The sequence below is a fragment of the Desulfovibrio sp. 7SRBS1 genome (genome assembly GCF_049723905.1).
In the GTDB taxonomy this organism is placed as follows: domain Bacteria; phylum Desulfobacterota; class Desulfovibrionia; order Desulfovibrionales; family Desulfovibrionaceae.
In genome coordinates, this window is sequence record NZ_JBJKFD010000001.1 from 4,425,381 (window position 1) to 4,439,827 (window position 14,447).

A 14,447-nucleotide genomic window follows, 5' to 3' on the forward strand; every position below is an offset into this window, starting at 1 on the left:
CCCCGCTTAGTTTTGCTCTTTTTCAGTGTTCGTGTCGGAACCATCCGCCACCTCGCCGTTAAACGGCTGTAGGGTGACCTTGGCATGGGCTCCGGGGCGAACACGGCGCACTCCTTCGGAAACCACGACCGTACCGGCCTTCACTCCGTCTTCAATTACGGCGATGTTGTTGATGACCCGCTGGACCTTTACAGAAACGTTGGCCACCGTGCCGTTTGTTTCCACCACCAGAAGGGACTTGATCCCTTGGGTGTCGATCAGCGCCCGGGAAGGCACGACCACTGCGTTCTTGAGCTTGCCGATGTCGGCACGGATTTTGGCGTACTGTCCGGGCCGCAGCAGTCGGTCCGGGTTGTTGAACACACAACGTACGCCCAGGGTACCGGTTTTGGGATCCACAGTGGGATCAATCATATCGATGCGGCCCTTGTACTGGTATTCGTCGTCGTCGGACAACAGGAGGCGCAGTCCCCGTTCCAGAGCATCCGTGCCGTCCGTGGAATTTGTCAGGCCGTAGCGTCTGGCGAGCAGGTAGTCGCGTTCGGAAATGCTGAAATTTACATAGATGGGGTCCATGGCGGAGACGGTGGCCAGAACCGTCTGTTGTTTGGAGACCAGGGCACCGATGTTGATTTCGGTCTTGCCGATAAGGCCGCGCATGGGGGCCTTGATGAGGGTGTAGCCAAGGTCGAGCTTGGCATTCTGCACGGCAGACTTGTATCCCTGCACCGTGGCCTGCAGTTCCTTCAGCGCCGTGGCCTTCACATCGTATTCTTCACGGCTGATGGCATCCTGATCCAGCAGTGCCTTGAACCGTTCATAGTCCACCTGCGCCTTGGCAAGGCCCGCCTGCTCGCGGTCCAGCTGGGCCTGGGCCTCATTGAGGGATTCCTGAAATGGTTCGGGATCGATGCGGAAAAGTTTCTGGCCCTTCTCCACCATGGAACCTTCCGTGAACAGGCGTTCCTTGAGGTAGCCGTCCACCTTGGCTCGTATCTCGACGGTCTTGGTTGCCTGGGTCTGGCCTATGAAATCTCTGGTGATGACAACATCCCTGGACACGGCCTTGACCGCGGTAACCGGCAGATCCTGCGGTTTTGCGGCTTCCTTCTTCTTTTCGGAAGAACAGGCGGAGAGGCTCGTTACGAGCAGAGCAAACAAAAAAAGGAGTGCTACTCGCAGGGAGGGGCGTAAAAACGACAGGACCATGTGTTCCTCTCAAGCTTTGCAATTTTAAAAGACGGCCGTGGGGGGACGGTTTTCAATCCACTGAATCATTTTCTTTATCAATTAATAAAAGAGCAGGCAATCAACCTTGTGTATGATTTGTACCAGTATCCGTGGAAATATCGCTTTTTGACTGATTTCAGGGTACACTTTTCAAGCGAAAGTTTGGCTTTATGGAATTAATTACAGACCAAGGACAAAAATATGCAGGGCAAGCCCCCAAGCCAGTCGCATTTCGTACTGGCCAAAATGATGGAGCCCCAGCACACAAATTCTTATGGGAGTGTGCACGGCGGGGTCATCATGAAAAATATAGATATTGCCGCGGCTGTGGCCGCCTGCCGCCATGCGCGGCGCAACTGCGTAACCGCATCCATCGACAAGCTGGACTTCCTTCTGCCGGTGCATGTGGGGGAAATCGTCTATTTCAAGGCCTCGGTGAACGCCGTGGGGCATACTTCCCTGGAAGCGGGTGTCCGCGTGGAGGCGGAAAACCTCATTACCGGTGATGTGCGGTATGTGGCTTCGGCCTACCTGACCTTCGTCGCCCTGGACCAGAACCGCAAACCCGTTGAAGTTCCTCCGCTTATTCCTGAAAACGAAGAGGACGAGCGGCGCATCCGGGAGGCTGAACTGCGCAGTGCGATGCGCCATAAAATGCGTCAGCTTGAGGAATAGTACCCATCTTGTGCAGAAGCGGCGGCGGGATTGGGCGTTTTTCATTGACCCGTCCCGTCTCCCCCGTTTATCCTGAAGGTTCGATTCTCGTGTAGTGTTTCGCGTACGCAATGCCCGCTGTGTTGCGTTTGGCGTAGTGTGCCTGAAGGCCGCTTCCCCCGGAGGGGGTTGCCTTGTCCGACAGGGTAACGGAATGCCGTGAATTGTTGGCCTTTTTCAGGATGCCGCACTCGACTATCCATGATGTAGACCGCAAGGAGGTGCTGCATGACGCAGCCTTATAAAGACGCCATCGGTATCTGCAAGACGATTTTCCGCAATGGCTACGATGCCTTTGTCATCAACTCGCAGCTTCGGGAAGCCCTGAGCAAGGAGGGCAGCCAGGAGGCGCTGGAGCTGGAAATCGCCACGGAAATGGACCTGGAAGAACTTCTGCGCATTTTTCCGCAGCTCGGCAATTCGGGGGAAGAAGGCGTGACTGCCATCCTTAAGGAAGGCAACGTCACCTACCGGTTCACTCCCATGGATTCGTCCGAAAGCATGCATCCTGAAAGCGTGATGGGAGTGGTTACCCCCCGCATGCTCAGAAAAATGGAGGAAAAGGGAGACCTGCCCGCAGGCGTGGCCTGTCCCGTCATCCCTACCGCCAAGGCAATGTACGAAGGCTTTGCGGATATGGCCGAGGGCCATGTCTGCTTTTCCGGCGACCCGGACGAGACCCTGCGCCGCAATTTCCTTTTGGGCGTGCGCGCCCTGCGCTTTTCCGCAAACTACGAGCTGCCGCTTGAAGACAACACCCGGACGGCGATCATTCGATCTTCCCAGCGCATTCTCGACTATGTGTCCATAAACGACATCATGGACGAATGGCGCAAGGTGGGGCCGGAAAACATGTGGCTTTTTGTGCAGCATCTTTTCGATACCATGCTTCTGCACGGGCTGGTGCCCGAGCTGGCCGGGCTTTCCCGGGTCAACCAGATCAAGAACGACACGGGGGTTGAAGAAACCGTCTTTGACCATACCCTGGAAGTGATGCGCCATTACCCGGAAGAGTTGCCCTACGACTGGTACGGCACCCTTGCCTGCCTGTTCCACGATGTGGGCAAGCTGTTCACGGCGGAATACTTTGACGGGAAATGGCATTTCCATCAGCACCATCGTGTTGGTGCCCAGGTTACGCGCAAAATTCTCAACCGGCTGCGCATGCCGCCCTGCGACGTGGACCTGATATGCCATTTGGTGCGTCACCACATGCGCTTCCATTACATGCTTACGGACAAAGGCATCCGGCGCTTCAAGGCGTTGGATGAGTACCCCCGCCTCATTGAATTGGCGCGGGCCGACACCAAGGCACGGGGACAGCATTTTACGGATTTCAACCACAATCTGAAGATGCTGGGACGGGCCGATACGCCCGAAGAGATGCTGGAACCGCTGCTTAATGGAAACGAGATCATGGACTTTGCCCATCTCAAGCCGGGACCGCTTATCGGCATGATTCGCGACTCCCTGCTCAAGGCGCAAATTGCGGGCGAAGTAACGTCCGTGCCCGAAGCCGTTAATTTTGTGATGAAGGCCAAGAGGGAAGCCGGGGCATAGCCACCTTTGGGCTCTCATTGAAAGAATGATGTAAAAAGCCGTTCCCCTGAGGGGGGACGGCTTTTTTTGCTGGCGCAATGGAATCTACGGGCCTTTCAGCAGGCTGTGGCGGGGGCTGGCTGCACGCACTCCCGAACACACTCCAGAAGTTTTGTTGTGGCCTCGGACATGGGGCCATTGCCCGGGATAAGGGCGAGTTCGGAGACGCCAAGCGGAGGAAGGGCGCCTCCCTGGTAGATGGGCAGCCCGGCCGATGCCGCCCGCGGCAATGCCGAAACGCCCATTGCACCCAATACCGCCGCCTGAATTCCCGACAACCCCGCACAGGTGAAGGTGACCCGCCAACGTATCCCGGCTGCGTTCAGGGCGGAAATGGCCTGCTCCCGATACGAGCATCCCTCCGCAAAAAGAATCAGGGGCAGGGGGCTGTGGTTGGAAATTTCCGGAGGGGTGCCGACCCAGACAAGAGGCTCCTGCACCAGGGGAATTCCCCGGTCGGTTTGCGGGCGCTGCTTGATGATTGCGGCATCCAGGGTTCCGTTGTGTACGGCGAGTTGAAGTTCCTCGGAAAGGCCGCAACGCACGTTCAGGCTGATGCGCGGGTGTGTTTGCGAAAATCGGGCAAGGATCAGCGGCAGGTGGATTTCGTCGAAATCATCTGTCAGTCCCAGATTGACCGTGCCTTCCATTTCAGGATCGGCAATGGACAGAACCGTCTGGTCGTTCAGCCGCAACATTTCGCGGGCATGGCCGATGATCTGCGCCCCTTGCTCTGTAAGCCCGTTCAGGCGTCCCTGCCGTCGGCAGAGGAGTTTTTTCCCAAAGACCTCTTCCAGCTTTTTTATCTTGATGCTCACTGCGGACTGGCTCAGAAAAAGCATTTCTCCGGCCCGTCTGAAACTTCCCGCATCCACAACGGCGACAAACGTTCGCAGAAGATCGATGTTTAAATTTTGCAGCACCCGCCGTCCTCCTTCCTTATGAAACACTCCGGGCACCTTTGATTCGGGGCCAGGAAGCAACATTCCAATTGGTAATGCTGACGCATGTGAAATTGAATTTTGTTCTTTTTACCGACTGTACTAACGTCGCGTTCGCTCAATCCATTGCATGGAAGAAGCATCAAGACACGCGATATTCAGTATGGCGGACAGAGCGCGCCATGCGCCACCGAAAGCGGTGTGAGAGAACTTGACCACGTTTGTTAGGTTCGCGATGTCCATCTTCGCGTAAATTCATGTGTTTGCCAAATATTGGAGGTGACTGGTGCAAAGAACAGGAAAAGTATGCATGGCCGTTCTGTTCAGTCTGATGTGGAGTTCCGCATTCATTGCGGGCAAGGTTGGCGTTGCATACTGCCCTCCGCTGCTTTTGCTCTCCCTGAGATTTCTTGTGGCCGGGCCGATTTTGCTGACCATTGCACTCTGTTTGGGACATTCAGTCCGCCTTTGCAAGGAAGAAGCCTTTTGGATGGTGGTTCTGGGAGTGCTGAACTATACATTGTATCTCGGGCTGAGCTTTACTTCCCTGAAATCCATTCCATCGGGAATTGTCGTGGTTATAATTTCCACGGCTCCTTTTTATACCGCGGCAATTGCCCGTTGGCTTTTGCATGAAAAGCAGAATCTTATGACGCTGTTCGGATTGATCATTGGATTTTGCGGTGTGCTTGCCATTATGATGCACTCGTTTTGCGGGGCGGATATGAATGGGACAGGGCTTGTGCTGGCACTTCTTGCGGCTGTTTCCTTTTCCGCGGGGACCGTGTTGTTCAAGAAAGCGCCGTTGGCTTCGGTCAGTCTTTTTGCCACGGTTGGGTACCAGACTCTTATCGGCGGAGTATCGCTGCTTGTTTTGGGATTGTTGCTTGAAGACCCCGGTCAGATACATCTGACCCTGCCTTTTGCCGCATCCCTTGCCTACCTGGTGGTTGTGGTTTCAGTAGGTGCCACCCTGCTCTGGTTTTCCCTGGTACGGTCAAGCACGGCAAGCAGCGCCAGCTCGCTGCATTATCTCAATCCGGTTTTCGGTATCGGCCTTGCCTGGCTTTTTCTGGGCGAGCCGTTGTCGTTGCCGGATGCCTTGGGAACCCTGCTCGTCATCCTTGGAATAGCGGCAATCACCCGTTCCACTACCGTGCCTCGGTAAAGCAAAGCCCTTGAGCTGCAGGTGAATGCCAGCCGCCGGGCTTTGCTGATTTAGCCGGATTGGAGGCGTCACACGAGCATGGATTTGCCGAGTTGTATTGCCTCGTGCAGTCCGTTGGTATCGACAAGGGCTCTTATCTGTTCCGAGAGCCGTGTCTCTTCCAAAAGAGTGTCTGCCAGAAGCTCGGCTTCGAAAGCCAGCATTTTCCGAAGCTCGTGGATTTCGGCACTGTAATTGGTTGTTCCCTGTGCTTTTTTCGCCTCAATGGCTTTGTATACGTCGTACGTGTCGAGCTGGGGCAGTATCTTGTTGGTTCCCCAGTATAAGTCGGACCGTTGCTGATCAAAGACCTGCAGTCCGGAAAATTCATAGACCTCTTTTTCAAAGTAGGGAACCAGCACTGTGGAGTCTATTGTCTGCATCAGTTGCAATGCCTGCTCTGGCTTGGATGCTTCGAGCGCTGTAATTGCATCCGAAAGATTTTTATAATTTTCCTGCGCCATTTCGTGGCCGAAGATGACAAGATCCCAGCGGTTTATTTTTTTCATATCTCCTTGAAGAAGTTTGTAGGCTGATAATACGTTATGGTTGTAATCGGCTATGGAGTCTTTGAGCTTGCGAAATACATCTCTTTGCTGATCCGTAAGCATAGCATCCATGGAAGAAATTCTGTTATACATTGCATTGAGTTCCATGCTCAATACATAAAAATTTCTTGCTTCATCGGCGGCCTTTGCAATTGACGACATGAGATCGTCCGCGCTGCATTCGGATTGGGCTATCGTTTCCCTGATAAGAGTTGTCGGCAATTCAAGCAATGCAGAGCTCAAGTCGATGGGGGCCAGGGCCATGGCGTCAAGCGCCATGCACATCTGTATATAATTAGATATGCAGTATTTTTGTATGGCCGGGATGGTCCCCATGTATTCGTTTGCGTAGTTGTCGTATTGCGTATGGTAGCTTCCCTGCTTCCATTGGGACGGGCCCAGGCCGCAAAGTACGGCCGGAATTCCCTTGATTGCGTAATTGAAATCGTCGGACCAGGGGCCGTTGAGTCCCTGGATTTCAGACGGCTTGGTGTAGGGCGGCGAGGGGGGCGAGGGCAGTTCCTCCATGTGCTGCTGCATAAAACTGTGCAGCTCCGGCGTGGCATTGCAAACAAAAGACGGCGTGTCCGGCCTCACGGCGTCGGTGTTCAAAATGGCAAACGTATTGCCTGCCCATTCCGTGTGGAGCGTGTTGACCGCATGCCACGAGCCGATGCACCAGTCGTAGTGGCTGGCGCTTACTCCGTATTCTTCCGAACCATGGGCAATAAAAATTAGGGTCTTTTCCGGTTGGTAACCCGCTTCCAAAAGTGCTTTGGCGAGTGCCAGGGTGGTGGCGACACCAAACCTGTTGTCCACAAATGCGTTGAAATATCCGTCGTAATGGGATGCGAAAATAATGTATTGGGAGTCGTTTTTTCCTGGAATGCGGCCGACCACGTTGTGGCTTTTTCCCTGGCCGAGGGCCAGATTGATAATGGCCGACAGCCGAGCCGTTACCGGGCCTTTGTGCAGAAGTTCTTTGAGGTGTTCGGCGTCCTTTCGCGACATGTTCAGCACGGGGATGGCAGGGCGTAGCTGGCCGTCGAACGAATTGAGCGCATCGGGACGCATCCCGAAACTGTCGCCATCGTATGTGGCAATAAGCGCTGCCGCGCCTTTCAGCTCCGCCTGGTGTGCCACCGGCCCCACCCAATAGTCTTTGAGAAAATCGAAAGAAGCCAGAACGATCTTACCGGCAACATCCTTCCCCTTGTATTCCTGAACCGCTCCACTCCCTACATCGATAATCTCGGCGTCGATTCCCGTCGGCAAACCCACGCTTCCGGCATAGGCGCTCAGTGTCATGGGTATGTCCGCCATAAAGGGTGATGTGATGGTGAGCGAAGCCGAGGTAAACTCCCAAGCGTCCACAGGGAATTCTTCCAGCGCGACGTCACTCAGCCCGATGTTCCGCATCTCCTCGGCAATCCGGTTCGCTATTTTCACTTCCCCGGAACTGCCTGCCGTGGCAAAGCCCAGAGCGTTGTTGTCATTTCCCATCAGGCTGATTTGTTTCATGAATTCGACCGCGTAGTTTTCATCTATTTGCGCGGCCGCAGCTTGAAATATGGTATCGAGGCTGTCGTTTTCCGTAGGCAGGGACATGTGTTTGGTTCTCCTTTGCTGCCGGGAAGGGGACGAAAAATACGTTTCTTTTGATGCCTTTCAACAGAGTGATTGCGTTCCCGGCATGCTGTTTTTTTTTTGAGGTTTCTCATTTGCACATATGCACATTTCATTCCCGCACTGGGTGGTGAGAGCGGAAAGGCGTATGGCCGGGAGCCGCGCCAACTATGCCGATTCGGTTTCTGGACGGTGGGAGAGTAGGGCTTTTGAAGAAAAACTCGGAAGTATTGCGGCTGGGTTTTCGGGGCAGATTATTTTCTTTTTAGAGAAGATGTTGTGACTTTTTCATCAAAATAAAGACTTAATCTTAGTATGGATTTTATCTAAATTAACAAATTTGGCTATGTGTTGTTTTGTATTTTCTCTCTTTTGTAAAACAAGCAGGGATATAAATTGCATTTTGGGGCTGAAAACCGCGTTTTTCTGTTTTTTTGAGTCAAAAATGAATCAAAAAATGTGTTTTCTTTCAGTGGGTCATACTTATAAAACAAGTAAAATCAATATGTTATTATATATCTCCGTGAACTGAATTTGCCAAAGGCACTTCCTTTGCAATCTCTCAAGAGTGGTCCGACCAATCCGGACTGACAGCTTTGTGGGTAAAGCATCCGCCAATAACCAGGACACCCCAAAGACAGTATACGCTTCGACAAGGAAGGAGTTTTGAGATGAAGAAAGTTATTGTTGCTGTGTTTGCTTTGTTGCTCTTGGCTACGCCCGTCATGGCCAAGGAACTGCGGCTGTACGTCTGGGCCAACTATATGCCGGACGACTTTATCCCCAACTTTGAAAAGCAGACCGGGATCGACGTGCGCGTGGATCATTTTACGTCTATGGAAGAGATGATGGCCAAACTGCAGGTCGGTGGGGAATCCCAGTACGACGTGGTCATGCCTTCGGATTACATCGTTACGAGCATGGTCAAGATGGGGCTGCTCAGGGAACTGGATCATTCTAAAATTCCAAATATGAAGAACCTGGACGATATGTTTCGTGATCCGGTGTACGATAGTGGCAACGCCTATACCGTTCCTTACCAGTGGGGCACGCTGGGTATTATCTACAACAAGGACGTGGTCAAGGATAAGGAAATTTCCTGGGGCCTGCTGTTTGCCCCTGAAAAACAGGCTGGTCCGTTTGTTCTTCTTGATTCGTTCCGCGAGATGCTCGGCTGTGCCGAAGTTTACCTGGGGATGGATGTCAACACGACCGATAAACCGGAGTTGCAGAAACTGGCAAAGCTTATGCTGGATACGAAAAAAAGCGACAACTTCGCCGGTTTTGAAGTCGGCCTGAGCGGACGTAACAAGGTTGTGGGCAATTCCGCCATTGCCGCTATCGTGTACAATGGAAGCGCGCTGCGGGCCCTGAAAAACAATCCGAACCTCGCTTTTGCAGTCCCGGTCGAAGGCACCATTGCCTGGGTGGACAACCTTGTCATCACCAAACATGCTCCCAACCCGGACGCCGCCTATGCCTTCATCAACTATGTCCTGGACGCAAAGACTGGCGCTCATCTGTCCAACTGGACCAGATATGCAACGCCGAACAAGGCCTCGCTCCCGTATATTGATCCTGCCTTGCTGAAGGACGACGCCGTCTACCTGCCGCAAAGCTATTTGCCCAAGCTGCACTTTTTGAAGGACCTGGGTAAAAAAAGCCGTATTTACGACGAGTTGTGGACCATGGTGAAGGCCCGCTAGAAAAACAAAAAGGCCGGGGAGGATGATCCTCTCCGGCCTTTGCTTTTATGGAAGAATGGTCCCTGGCAGTTCCCCGTCGATCCGTTGAAACCAAAGACAATCTTTCGTGCTTTCCGCGGTCTCTCCCGCTACAAATTCAGATCTTGAAAAATGATTTCAGCAGCCTTTACCGGAGCACTTGGCGCACCGGGACGCCGCAGACTGCGGCGCAGTTCGGCCAGTTCAACGCGTTTTTCCTTGAGAAGGCCCGGGGCGCTCAGCCAGTGGGTGGCCGTGGCTGCCAGCACATCGGCGTTGGCTTCCTTTTGCAGGAGCTCCGGCAGCACGGTTTTTTCCGTGATGAGGTTGGTCAGGCTGATGTATTCGATCTTCGTGACCACCTTGCGGGCCAGCCAGTAGGTGAAGGGAGAGAGCTTGTAGGCCACTATGCATGGGGTTTCCAGCAGGGATGCCTCGAATGTGACCGTGCCCGATGCGGCCATGAGCAGGCTGCACGAGCGCATGGCCTCGTACCGGTTTTCCGGCTCGGCCATATCCATGGGCACGTCTTCGGGCCAGTAGGATCGTAGCTTGGCCTTGTCCACGCCCGGGGCGCGGATGATGCGGAACCGCAGGCCGGGTTCAAAGCGGTGCAGTATCCTGGCCGCCCGGCTGAACTCGGGCATGAGGGTTTCTATTTCCTTGCGTCGGCTGCCGGGAAGAATGCCTATGAGCTTGTCTTCCGGTTCCAGCGCGAGCAGGTGGTCAAAGTCCAGCTCGTCCACAAGGGGGTGGCCTACGAACTCTGCAGCCACGTTGTGCTTTTCATAAAATGGCTGCTCAAAGGGCAGAATGCAGAGAATGCGGCGGGCGTATTTTTCCAGGAATTTTACCCGGCCCGTGCGCCATGCCCATACCTGGGGCGAAATATAGAAAAAGACCGGGATGCCAAGCCTGCGCCCCATGCGGGCCAGGAGAAAATTGTAGTCCGGGCTGTCCAGCAGGACCATGGCCTGCGGCCGGGTACGCTTCAGCGTTTTCCATGTCTGGATGAGCATGCGGGCGATGTTGGGCACATGGGCAAAGACCTCGGTAAGCCCCATCAGCGAGAGCTGGGAGCTGTGAAAATCGAGTTCCATGCCGCACTCCTGCATGGCGTCGCCGCCCATGCCCCGGAAGCGTGCCTCCGGGTGGAGATTCTGCATAGCCCGGATAAGCGCCGCGCCGTGCATATCGCCGGAAGCCTCACCCGCGTTGAACCAGAACAGGGGAGCGTTCGGGCTGGAATTTGGGCCCGGGACGTCGGGGCGGAGAGGCGTTGAATCTGGCATTTTCTTAGTCCTCAAAAGAAGTTGAAAAGACCGGGCGTACATACTATCGTGCGCCCCTGTTGGCAACCGCCGGACGGATCAGTACGTGGAACGCTGCGGGTAACGAGCCCGGGCAACAACGTTTGAGCGCAATTCCAATCCGGCGGTATCTTCGGTCTCTGAAGCATGCTCCGATACAGTGGCGCGCCTTAGCCGGTGGGAAGCACAAGCTGCTTTGCGACGCGTCCTGATACTCCACCCCGTTGTTCGCTTCAGTCTTTTTTTCTTTTACATCAGTAGGAAACAATATCATGAATGTTTGCGTTATAGGACTCGGCTGGATGGGCAGGTTGCACCTGCGTGTATATTCCGAAATGCGCGATGTAAACGTGGTCGGCGTTATGGACGTGGACCCGGAGATTCGCAAACAGGTGCAGGAACAATACGGTGTGGCCGTATTCGACAACCTGGAAGCACTGCTCGATACCAAGCCCGATGCCGTAAGCGTTTGCGTACCCACCGTGCTGCACCACGAAACCGCTCTGGCCGTCATCAGGCGGGGCATTCCCCTGCTGGTGGAAAAGCCCCTGGCCGCCAGTGCCGCGCAGAGCAGGGAAATAGTGGAAACTGCGGCCGCTTCGAACGTGCCCCTCATGGTGGGCCATATCGAGCGTTTCAACCCGGCTGTGCAGCGCATCCGCGAACTCATTGCCGAAGATGAACACGTCATTTCCATTCAGATCGAACGCGTGGGACCGTATCCTCCCCGCATTCAGGACGTGGGCGTCATTCGTGATCTGGCCTCGCACGATATCGACCTGGTGCACCACCTTTCCGGCAGCCGCTACCAGTCCATCCATGGCGTAACCTCCTGCAACTTGGGCAAGCACGAGGATACGGTCATTATTTCCGCAAAAATGGAAAACGGCGTCCTGGCGCAGATCAACTGCAACTGGATTACCCCGTACAAGTCGCGCCGCATCCACGTTGCCACCAAGACCCGCTACATCGAGGGCAACCTCATTACCCAGCAGGTCAAGGAGTACAGCAAGTTCGAGCGGTACGACGCCAGCTACAACGTACGCGAATGGCCCGTCATGTACCGCGAACCGGTGAAGGAAGAGCTCAATGCCTATCTTGCCGCTGTTCGCGAAGGCAAGCCTGTGCCCATCCAGGGCGCAGACGGCCTGTATGTGTTGGAAACAATTGAGTCTTTGGAAACAACTGGCTGCTAATTGAACTGATGTGCAAGACCAAAGCCGCATGGAGGAATACATCCTTCATGCGGCTTTTTTTATATCGTCCAACCATTATGACAGAGGTTTTTTCTTTGCAGCTTGCCAGAAGAGGTCGAAACCCGTAAGAAGGGGTGCATCACGAACATATGTCCAGTTGATCTCAAAGCGCAAAGGAGACCAGATATGGCCAAGGAAGACGTACAAAAGTCCATGGGAGTTTTTGCTGCGGTCTTTGCTCACACCGGAGAACTGAGCAAAGAAGAAGCAAAAGAATTGTCCGGCCTTGATGATAATGCTTTTGAAGAAGCGTATGCAAAGGCTGCCCTGGTTGCCAAAAAGGTGCAGGCGGCCGAGTCCAACAAGGTGGAGCATTTCATGAACCACCTGGGCGAGGAAATCAACGAATATATGGACAAGTTTTTTCTCTAGGGGACACTCGCAAGATACCCACACGTATTGTGCGAGAAGCGCGGACCTGAAAGAAGTGGTTTTCAGGTAGCTCGAGCCGATTGGGCGGTCCAAGGCGAGGGTACCACCATGGCGAGAGACGCGCGGAAGGGAGGAAGTCCGTAAAACACATCAGCGTGTTTTACGGAAAACCGCAATTCCGAAAGAAGTGGTTTTCGGTTTTGCGGACGCGCCATAGGCGCAAGCCCGCGTCGGCAGTGTATTTGGAGTGACGACGGGAGCTGGACGAACGGCCGATTCCTGGCCTGTAAAGGCACGGGGAGTTAGGTGGATGGAGACAGGTCGCGGCGTCTCACGACGCCGCCGTCCAAGGGATGGATGGATTTATCAGGGAACGGCGGGTGGACCTTTGGGTTCCCCGCCGTTTAGCATTTGTTTCGGCGAAAATATCCGAAAAAACGCCCCCAAAAATCGCCCAAAAAAAATCGTATAAGTTAGGGTGCATTCTCGGCAAAGCCAGCCAACAGGCCCTGGAGTGGTGATCCACACCGGACGCCTTGTTTCAGGGGGCTCTATCTGGGCTTCACGGAACTATTTTGAGGGAAAAGTCGAGGCGGTCCGGAGAGCAAGATCAGAAGAAAAAGAAAGAAGCGGCAATGATGGCAGAGAGCGGTGGGGGCGAAGCCTCGCGTTGCCCGTCGGGGCAGTCGCTTTCAGCCGAGCACCCCGCCCATGTCATGGTGTATGGCATCGTGCTGCGCCATCATGCCCTGCGCCTTGTAGATTTCCGCCAGCACCAGGTAGGCCTGTTTGCGCATGGGGTGGACATCGCTCAAATCCTTCATGGCCTTGTGGACGCAGCCCATGGCTTGGTGAAAGTTTTGCGACGAAATATGGATTTTGGCCAGGGCCAGCAAAAGAAACGGATCGCTGTCGTAGTAGCGTAGGGCATGCTCCAGGCGGCTCTGGGCTTTTTCCAGTTTTCCCTGGATAATCAGGGGGGATATTTCCGCGATAACTTCCTCTGTATTGCCCGGTTTATTGGCCTTGAGCATGGAGGCAACGAGCTTGGGGCCTTTCTTCTGAAACAGGGCCACGGTTCGGTCGAATTTTCTGGCAGCAGTGTCTTTTTGCCCCTCAAAGGTGGTCTGCTGGTAAAATTCACCAAGATCGTAACAGGGTTTGCCTTTGACAGGCGTTGCCAACCCACGTTTTTTCTTGGCCTCGAAGTCCTGCTGCGATTTGAAATAGTAATGGTTTATCTGGATGGTCTGCGTGGTTGCGTAGGAGCGGAACCCCTGGATGGGGATGCGGTGCTCGTTCACGCAATACCTGCCCGGTTGGTAGGTAAAATGGTGTGGAGAAACCACTTTGACCGCATATCTTGGCTGCAGGATGGTTTTTATAAGCGTGGAGCCGGTGTAGGTCGTGTCGTAGGCTTCCACAGGAGACAGGTCAGGCCGGGTGATGTGCCCGTTGGAACCGAACATTTTCCAGTGGATGCCTATGGCCGCGTATTCTTCGTACTGGCTGAGAAAATCGTTGATGTTGTTGCAGGCGAGTGGGCAGATGTATTCGTCAATATCAATGAATGCGACCCAGCGGGCGGCGTCGGCCAGCTCTTTGAGGAATAAGTTGTAAGCCGTCAGCTGTGGATACTTGTCAACCGGCATGTCCAGTACAACGACGAGATTGTTGGCGACATACTCCCTGAGGATTTCCCGGACCGGATTGGTACTGTTGTTGTCGAAAATGAAGATTTGTTCAAAGCCCACGGCAAGGTGGTAGTCTACCCAATGGCGCAGGGAACTGTCTTCATCCTTGGCAATGGCACAGATGGCACTGTAGTTGGCGTAGAACATATTCCTGCTTGTGTCTGATAGGAATGTTGAATTCAGAGTGATTGCACCATCCCTATCTGGCAGTCTGTTCCCCAAAAAG

11 protein-coding genes are annotated in these 14,447 nt (G+C 54.1%); 6 read left to right on the top strand and 5 right to left on the bottom strand.

What is annotated here, in order from left to right:
* Positions 1 to 6 precede the first annotated feature (6 nt).
* Positions 7 to 1,209, bottom strand: a complete 1,203-nt coding sequence (locus ACI0FJ_RS19510; RefSeq protein ID WP_424306227.1) for an efflux RND transporter periplasmic adaptor subunit — start codon at positions 1,207 to 1,209, stop codon at positions 7 to 9.
* Positions 1,210 to 1,479: 270 nt separating this feature from the next.
* On the opposite strand from ACI0FJ_RS19510, the gene ACI0FJ_RS19515 reads away from it, so the two are divergent.
* Both ACI0FJ_RS19515 and ACI0FJ_RS19520 read left to right on the top strand, forming a co-directional pair.
* Positions 1,480 to 1,905, top strand: a complete 426-nt coding sequence (locus tag ACI0FJ_RS19515; RefSeq protein ID WP_424306604.1) for an acyl-CoA thioesterase — start codon at positions 1,480 to 1,482, stop codon at positions 1,903 to 1,905.
* A 267-nt stretch (positions 1,906 to 2,172) separates the two neighbouring features.
* On the top strand, positions 2,173 to 3,504 hold the full coding sequence (locus ACI0FJ_RS19520; RefSeq protein ID WP_424306229.1) for an HD domain-containing protein: 1,332 nt from the start codon (positions 2,173 to 2,175) through the stop codon (positions 3,502 to 3,504).
* Positions 3,505 to 3,599: 95 nt separating this feature from the next.
* Here the strand turns inward: ACI0FJ_RS19520 and ACI0FJ_RS19525 are convergent, their stop codons facing one another.
* Complete coding sequence (locus ACI0FJ_RS19525) at positions 3,600 to 4,466, bottom strand: LysR substrate-binding domain-containing protein (RefSeq protein ID WP_424306231.1); 867 nt, start codon at positions 4,464 to 4,466, stop codon at positions 3,600 to 3,602.
* Between the two features lie 328 nt (positions 4,467 to 4,794).
* On the opposite strand from ACI0FJ_RS19525, the gene ACI0FJ_RS19530 reads away from it, so the two are divergent.
* The gene (locus ACI0FJ_RS19530; protein ID WP_424306233.1) at positions 4,795 to 5,652 is read left to right on the top strand and encodes a DMT family transporter; all 858 of its coding nucleotides are present in this window, start codon (positions 4,795 to 4,797) and stop codon (positions 5,650 to 5,652) included.
* Positions 5,653 to 5,720: 68 nt separating this feature from the next.
* Here ACI0FJ_RS19530 and ACI0FJ_RS19535 read toward each other — a convergent pair whose 3' ends face one another.
* Positions 5,721 to 7,847, bottom strand: coding sequence for a M28 family peptidase (locus tag ACI0FJ_RS19535; RefSeq protein WP_424306235.1), 2,127 nt, complete (start codon positions 7,845 to 7,847; stop codon positions 5,721 to 5,723).
* A gap of 689 nt (positions 7,848 to 8,536) precedes the next feature.
* On the opposite strand from ACI0FJ_RS19535, the gene ACI0FJ_RS19540 reads away from it, so the two are divergent.
* Complete coding sequence (locus tag ACI0FJ_RS19540; RefSeq protein ID WP_424306237.1) at positions 8,537 to 9,571, top strand: polyamine ABC transporter substrate-binding protein; 1,035 nt, start codon at positions 8,537 to 8,539, stop codon at positions 9,569 to 9,571.
* 128 nt (positions 9,572 to 9,699) lie between these two features.
* Here ACI0FJ_RS19540 and lpxB read toward each other — a convergent pair whose 3' ends face one another.
* On the bottom strand, positions 9,700 to 10,881 hold the full coding sequence (lpxB, locus tag ACI0FJ_RS19545; protein WP_424306239.1) for a lipid-A-disaccharide synthase: 1,182 nt from the start codon (positions 10,879 to 10,881) through the stop codon (positions 9,700 to 9,702).
* 290 nt (positions 10,882 to 11,171) lie between these two features.
* On the opposite strand from lpxB, the gene ACI0FJ_RS19550 reads away from it, so the two are divergent.
* The gene (locus ACI0FJ_RS19550) at positions 11,172 to 12,095 is read left to right on the top strand and encodes a Gfo/Idh/MocA family oxidoreductase (RefSeq protein WP_424306241.1); all 924 of its coding nucleotides are present in this window, start codon (positions 11,172 to 11,174) and stop codon (positions 12,093 to 12,095) included.
* Between the two features lie 186 nt (positions 12,096 to 12,281).
* Entirely contained in the window at positions 12,282 to 12,527 is a 246-nt protein-coding gene (locus tag ACI0FJ_RS19555; protein ID WP_424306243.1) for a hypothetical protein, read from the top strand.
* A gap of 692 nt (positions 12,528 to 13,219) precedes the next feature.
* On the opposite strand, the gene ACI0FJ_RS19560 is transcribed toward ACI0FJ_RS19555, so the two are convergent.
* The gene (locus tag ACI0FJ_RS19560; protein WP_424306245.1) at positions 13,220 to 14,368 is read right to left on the bottom strand and encodes a glycosyltransferase family 92 protein; all 1,149 of its coding nucleotides are present in this window, start codon (positions 14,366 to 14,368) and stop codon (positions 13,220 to 13,222) included.
* Between the last annotated feature and the right edge of the window lie 79 nt (positions 14,369 to 14,447).

Excerpts from the sequence above, each read along its gene's own strand:
- ACI0FJ_RS19510 (WP_424306227.1), bottom strand. The coding sequence starts at position 1,209 with ATGGTCCTGTCGTTTTTACGCCCCTCCCTGCGAGTAGCACTCCTTTTT.
- ACI0FJ_RS19515 (WP_424306604.1), top strand. The coding sequence starts at position 1,480 with ATGGAGCCCCAGCACACAAATTCTTATGGGAGTGTGCACGGCGGGGTC.
- ACI0FJ_RS19520 (WP_424306229.1), top strand. The coding sequence starts at position 2,173 with ATGACGCAGCCTTATAAAGACGCCATCGGTATCTGCAAGACGATTTTC.
- ACI0FJ_RS19530 (WP_424306233.1), top strand. The coding sequence starts at position 4,795 with ATGGCCGTTCTGTTCAGTCTGATGTGGAGTTCCGCATTCATTGCGGGC.
- ACI0FJ_RS19535 (WP_424306235.1), bottom strand. The coding sequence starts at position 7,847 with ATGTCCCTGCCTACGGAAAACGACAGCCTCGATACCATATTTCAAGCT.
- ACI0FJ_RS19540 (WP_424306237.1), top strand. The coding sequence starts at position 8,537 with ATGAAGAAAGTTATTGTTGCTGTGTTTGCTTTGTTGCTCTTGGCTACG.
- lpxB (WP_424306239.1), bottom strand. The coding sequence starts at position 10,881 with ATGCCAGATTCAACGCCTCTCCGCCCCGACGTCCCGGGCCCAAATTCC.
- ACI0FJ_RS19550 (WP_424306241.1), top strand. The coding sequence starts at position 11,172 with ATGAATGTTTGCGTTATAGGACTCGGCTGGATGGGCAGGTTGCACCTG.
- ACI0FJ_RS19555 (WP_424306243.1), top strand. The coding sequence starts at position 12,282 with ATGGCCAAGGAAGACGTACAAAAGTCCATGGGAGTTTTTGCTGCGGTC.
- ACI0FJ_RS19560 (WP_424306245.1), bottom strand. The coding sequence starts at position 14,368 with ATGTTCTACGCCAACTACAGTGCCATCTGTGCCATTGCCAAGGATGAA.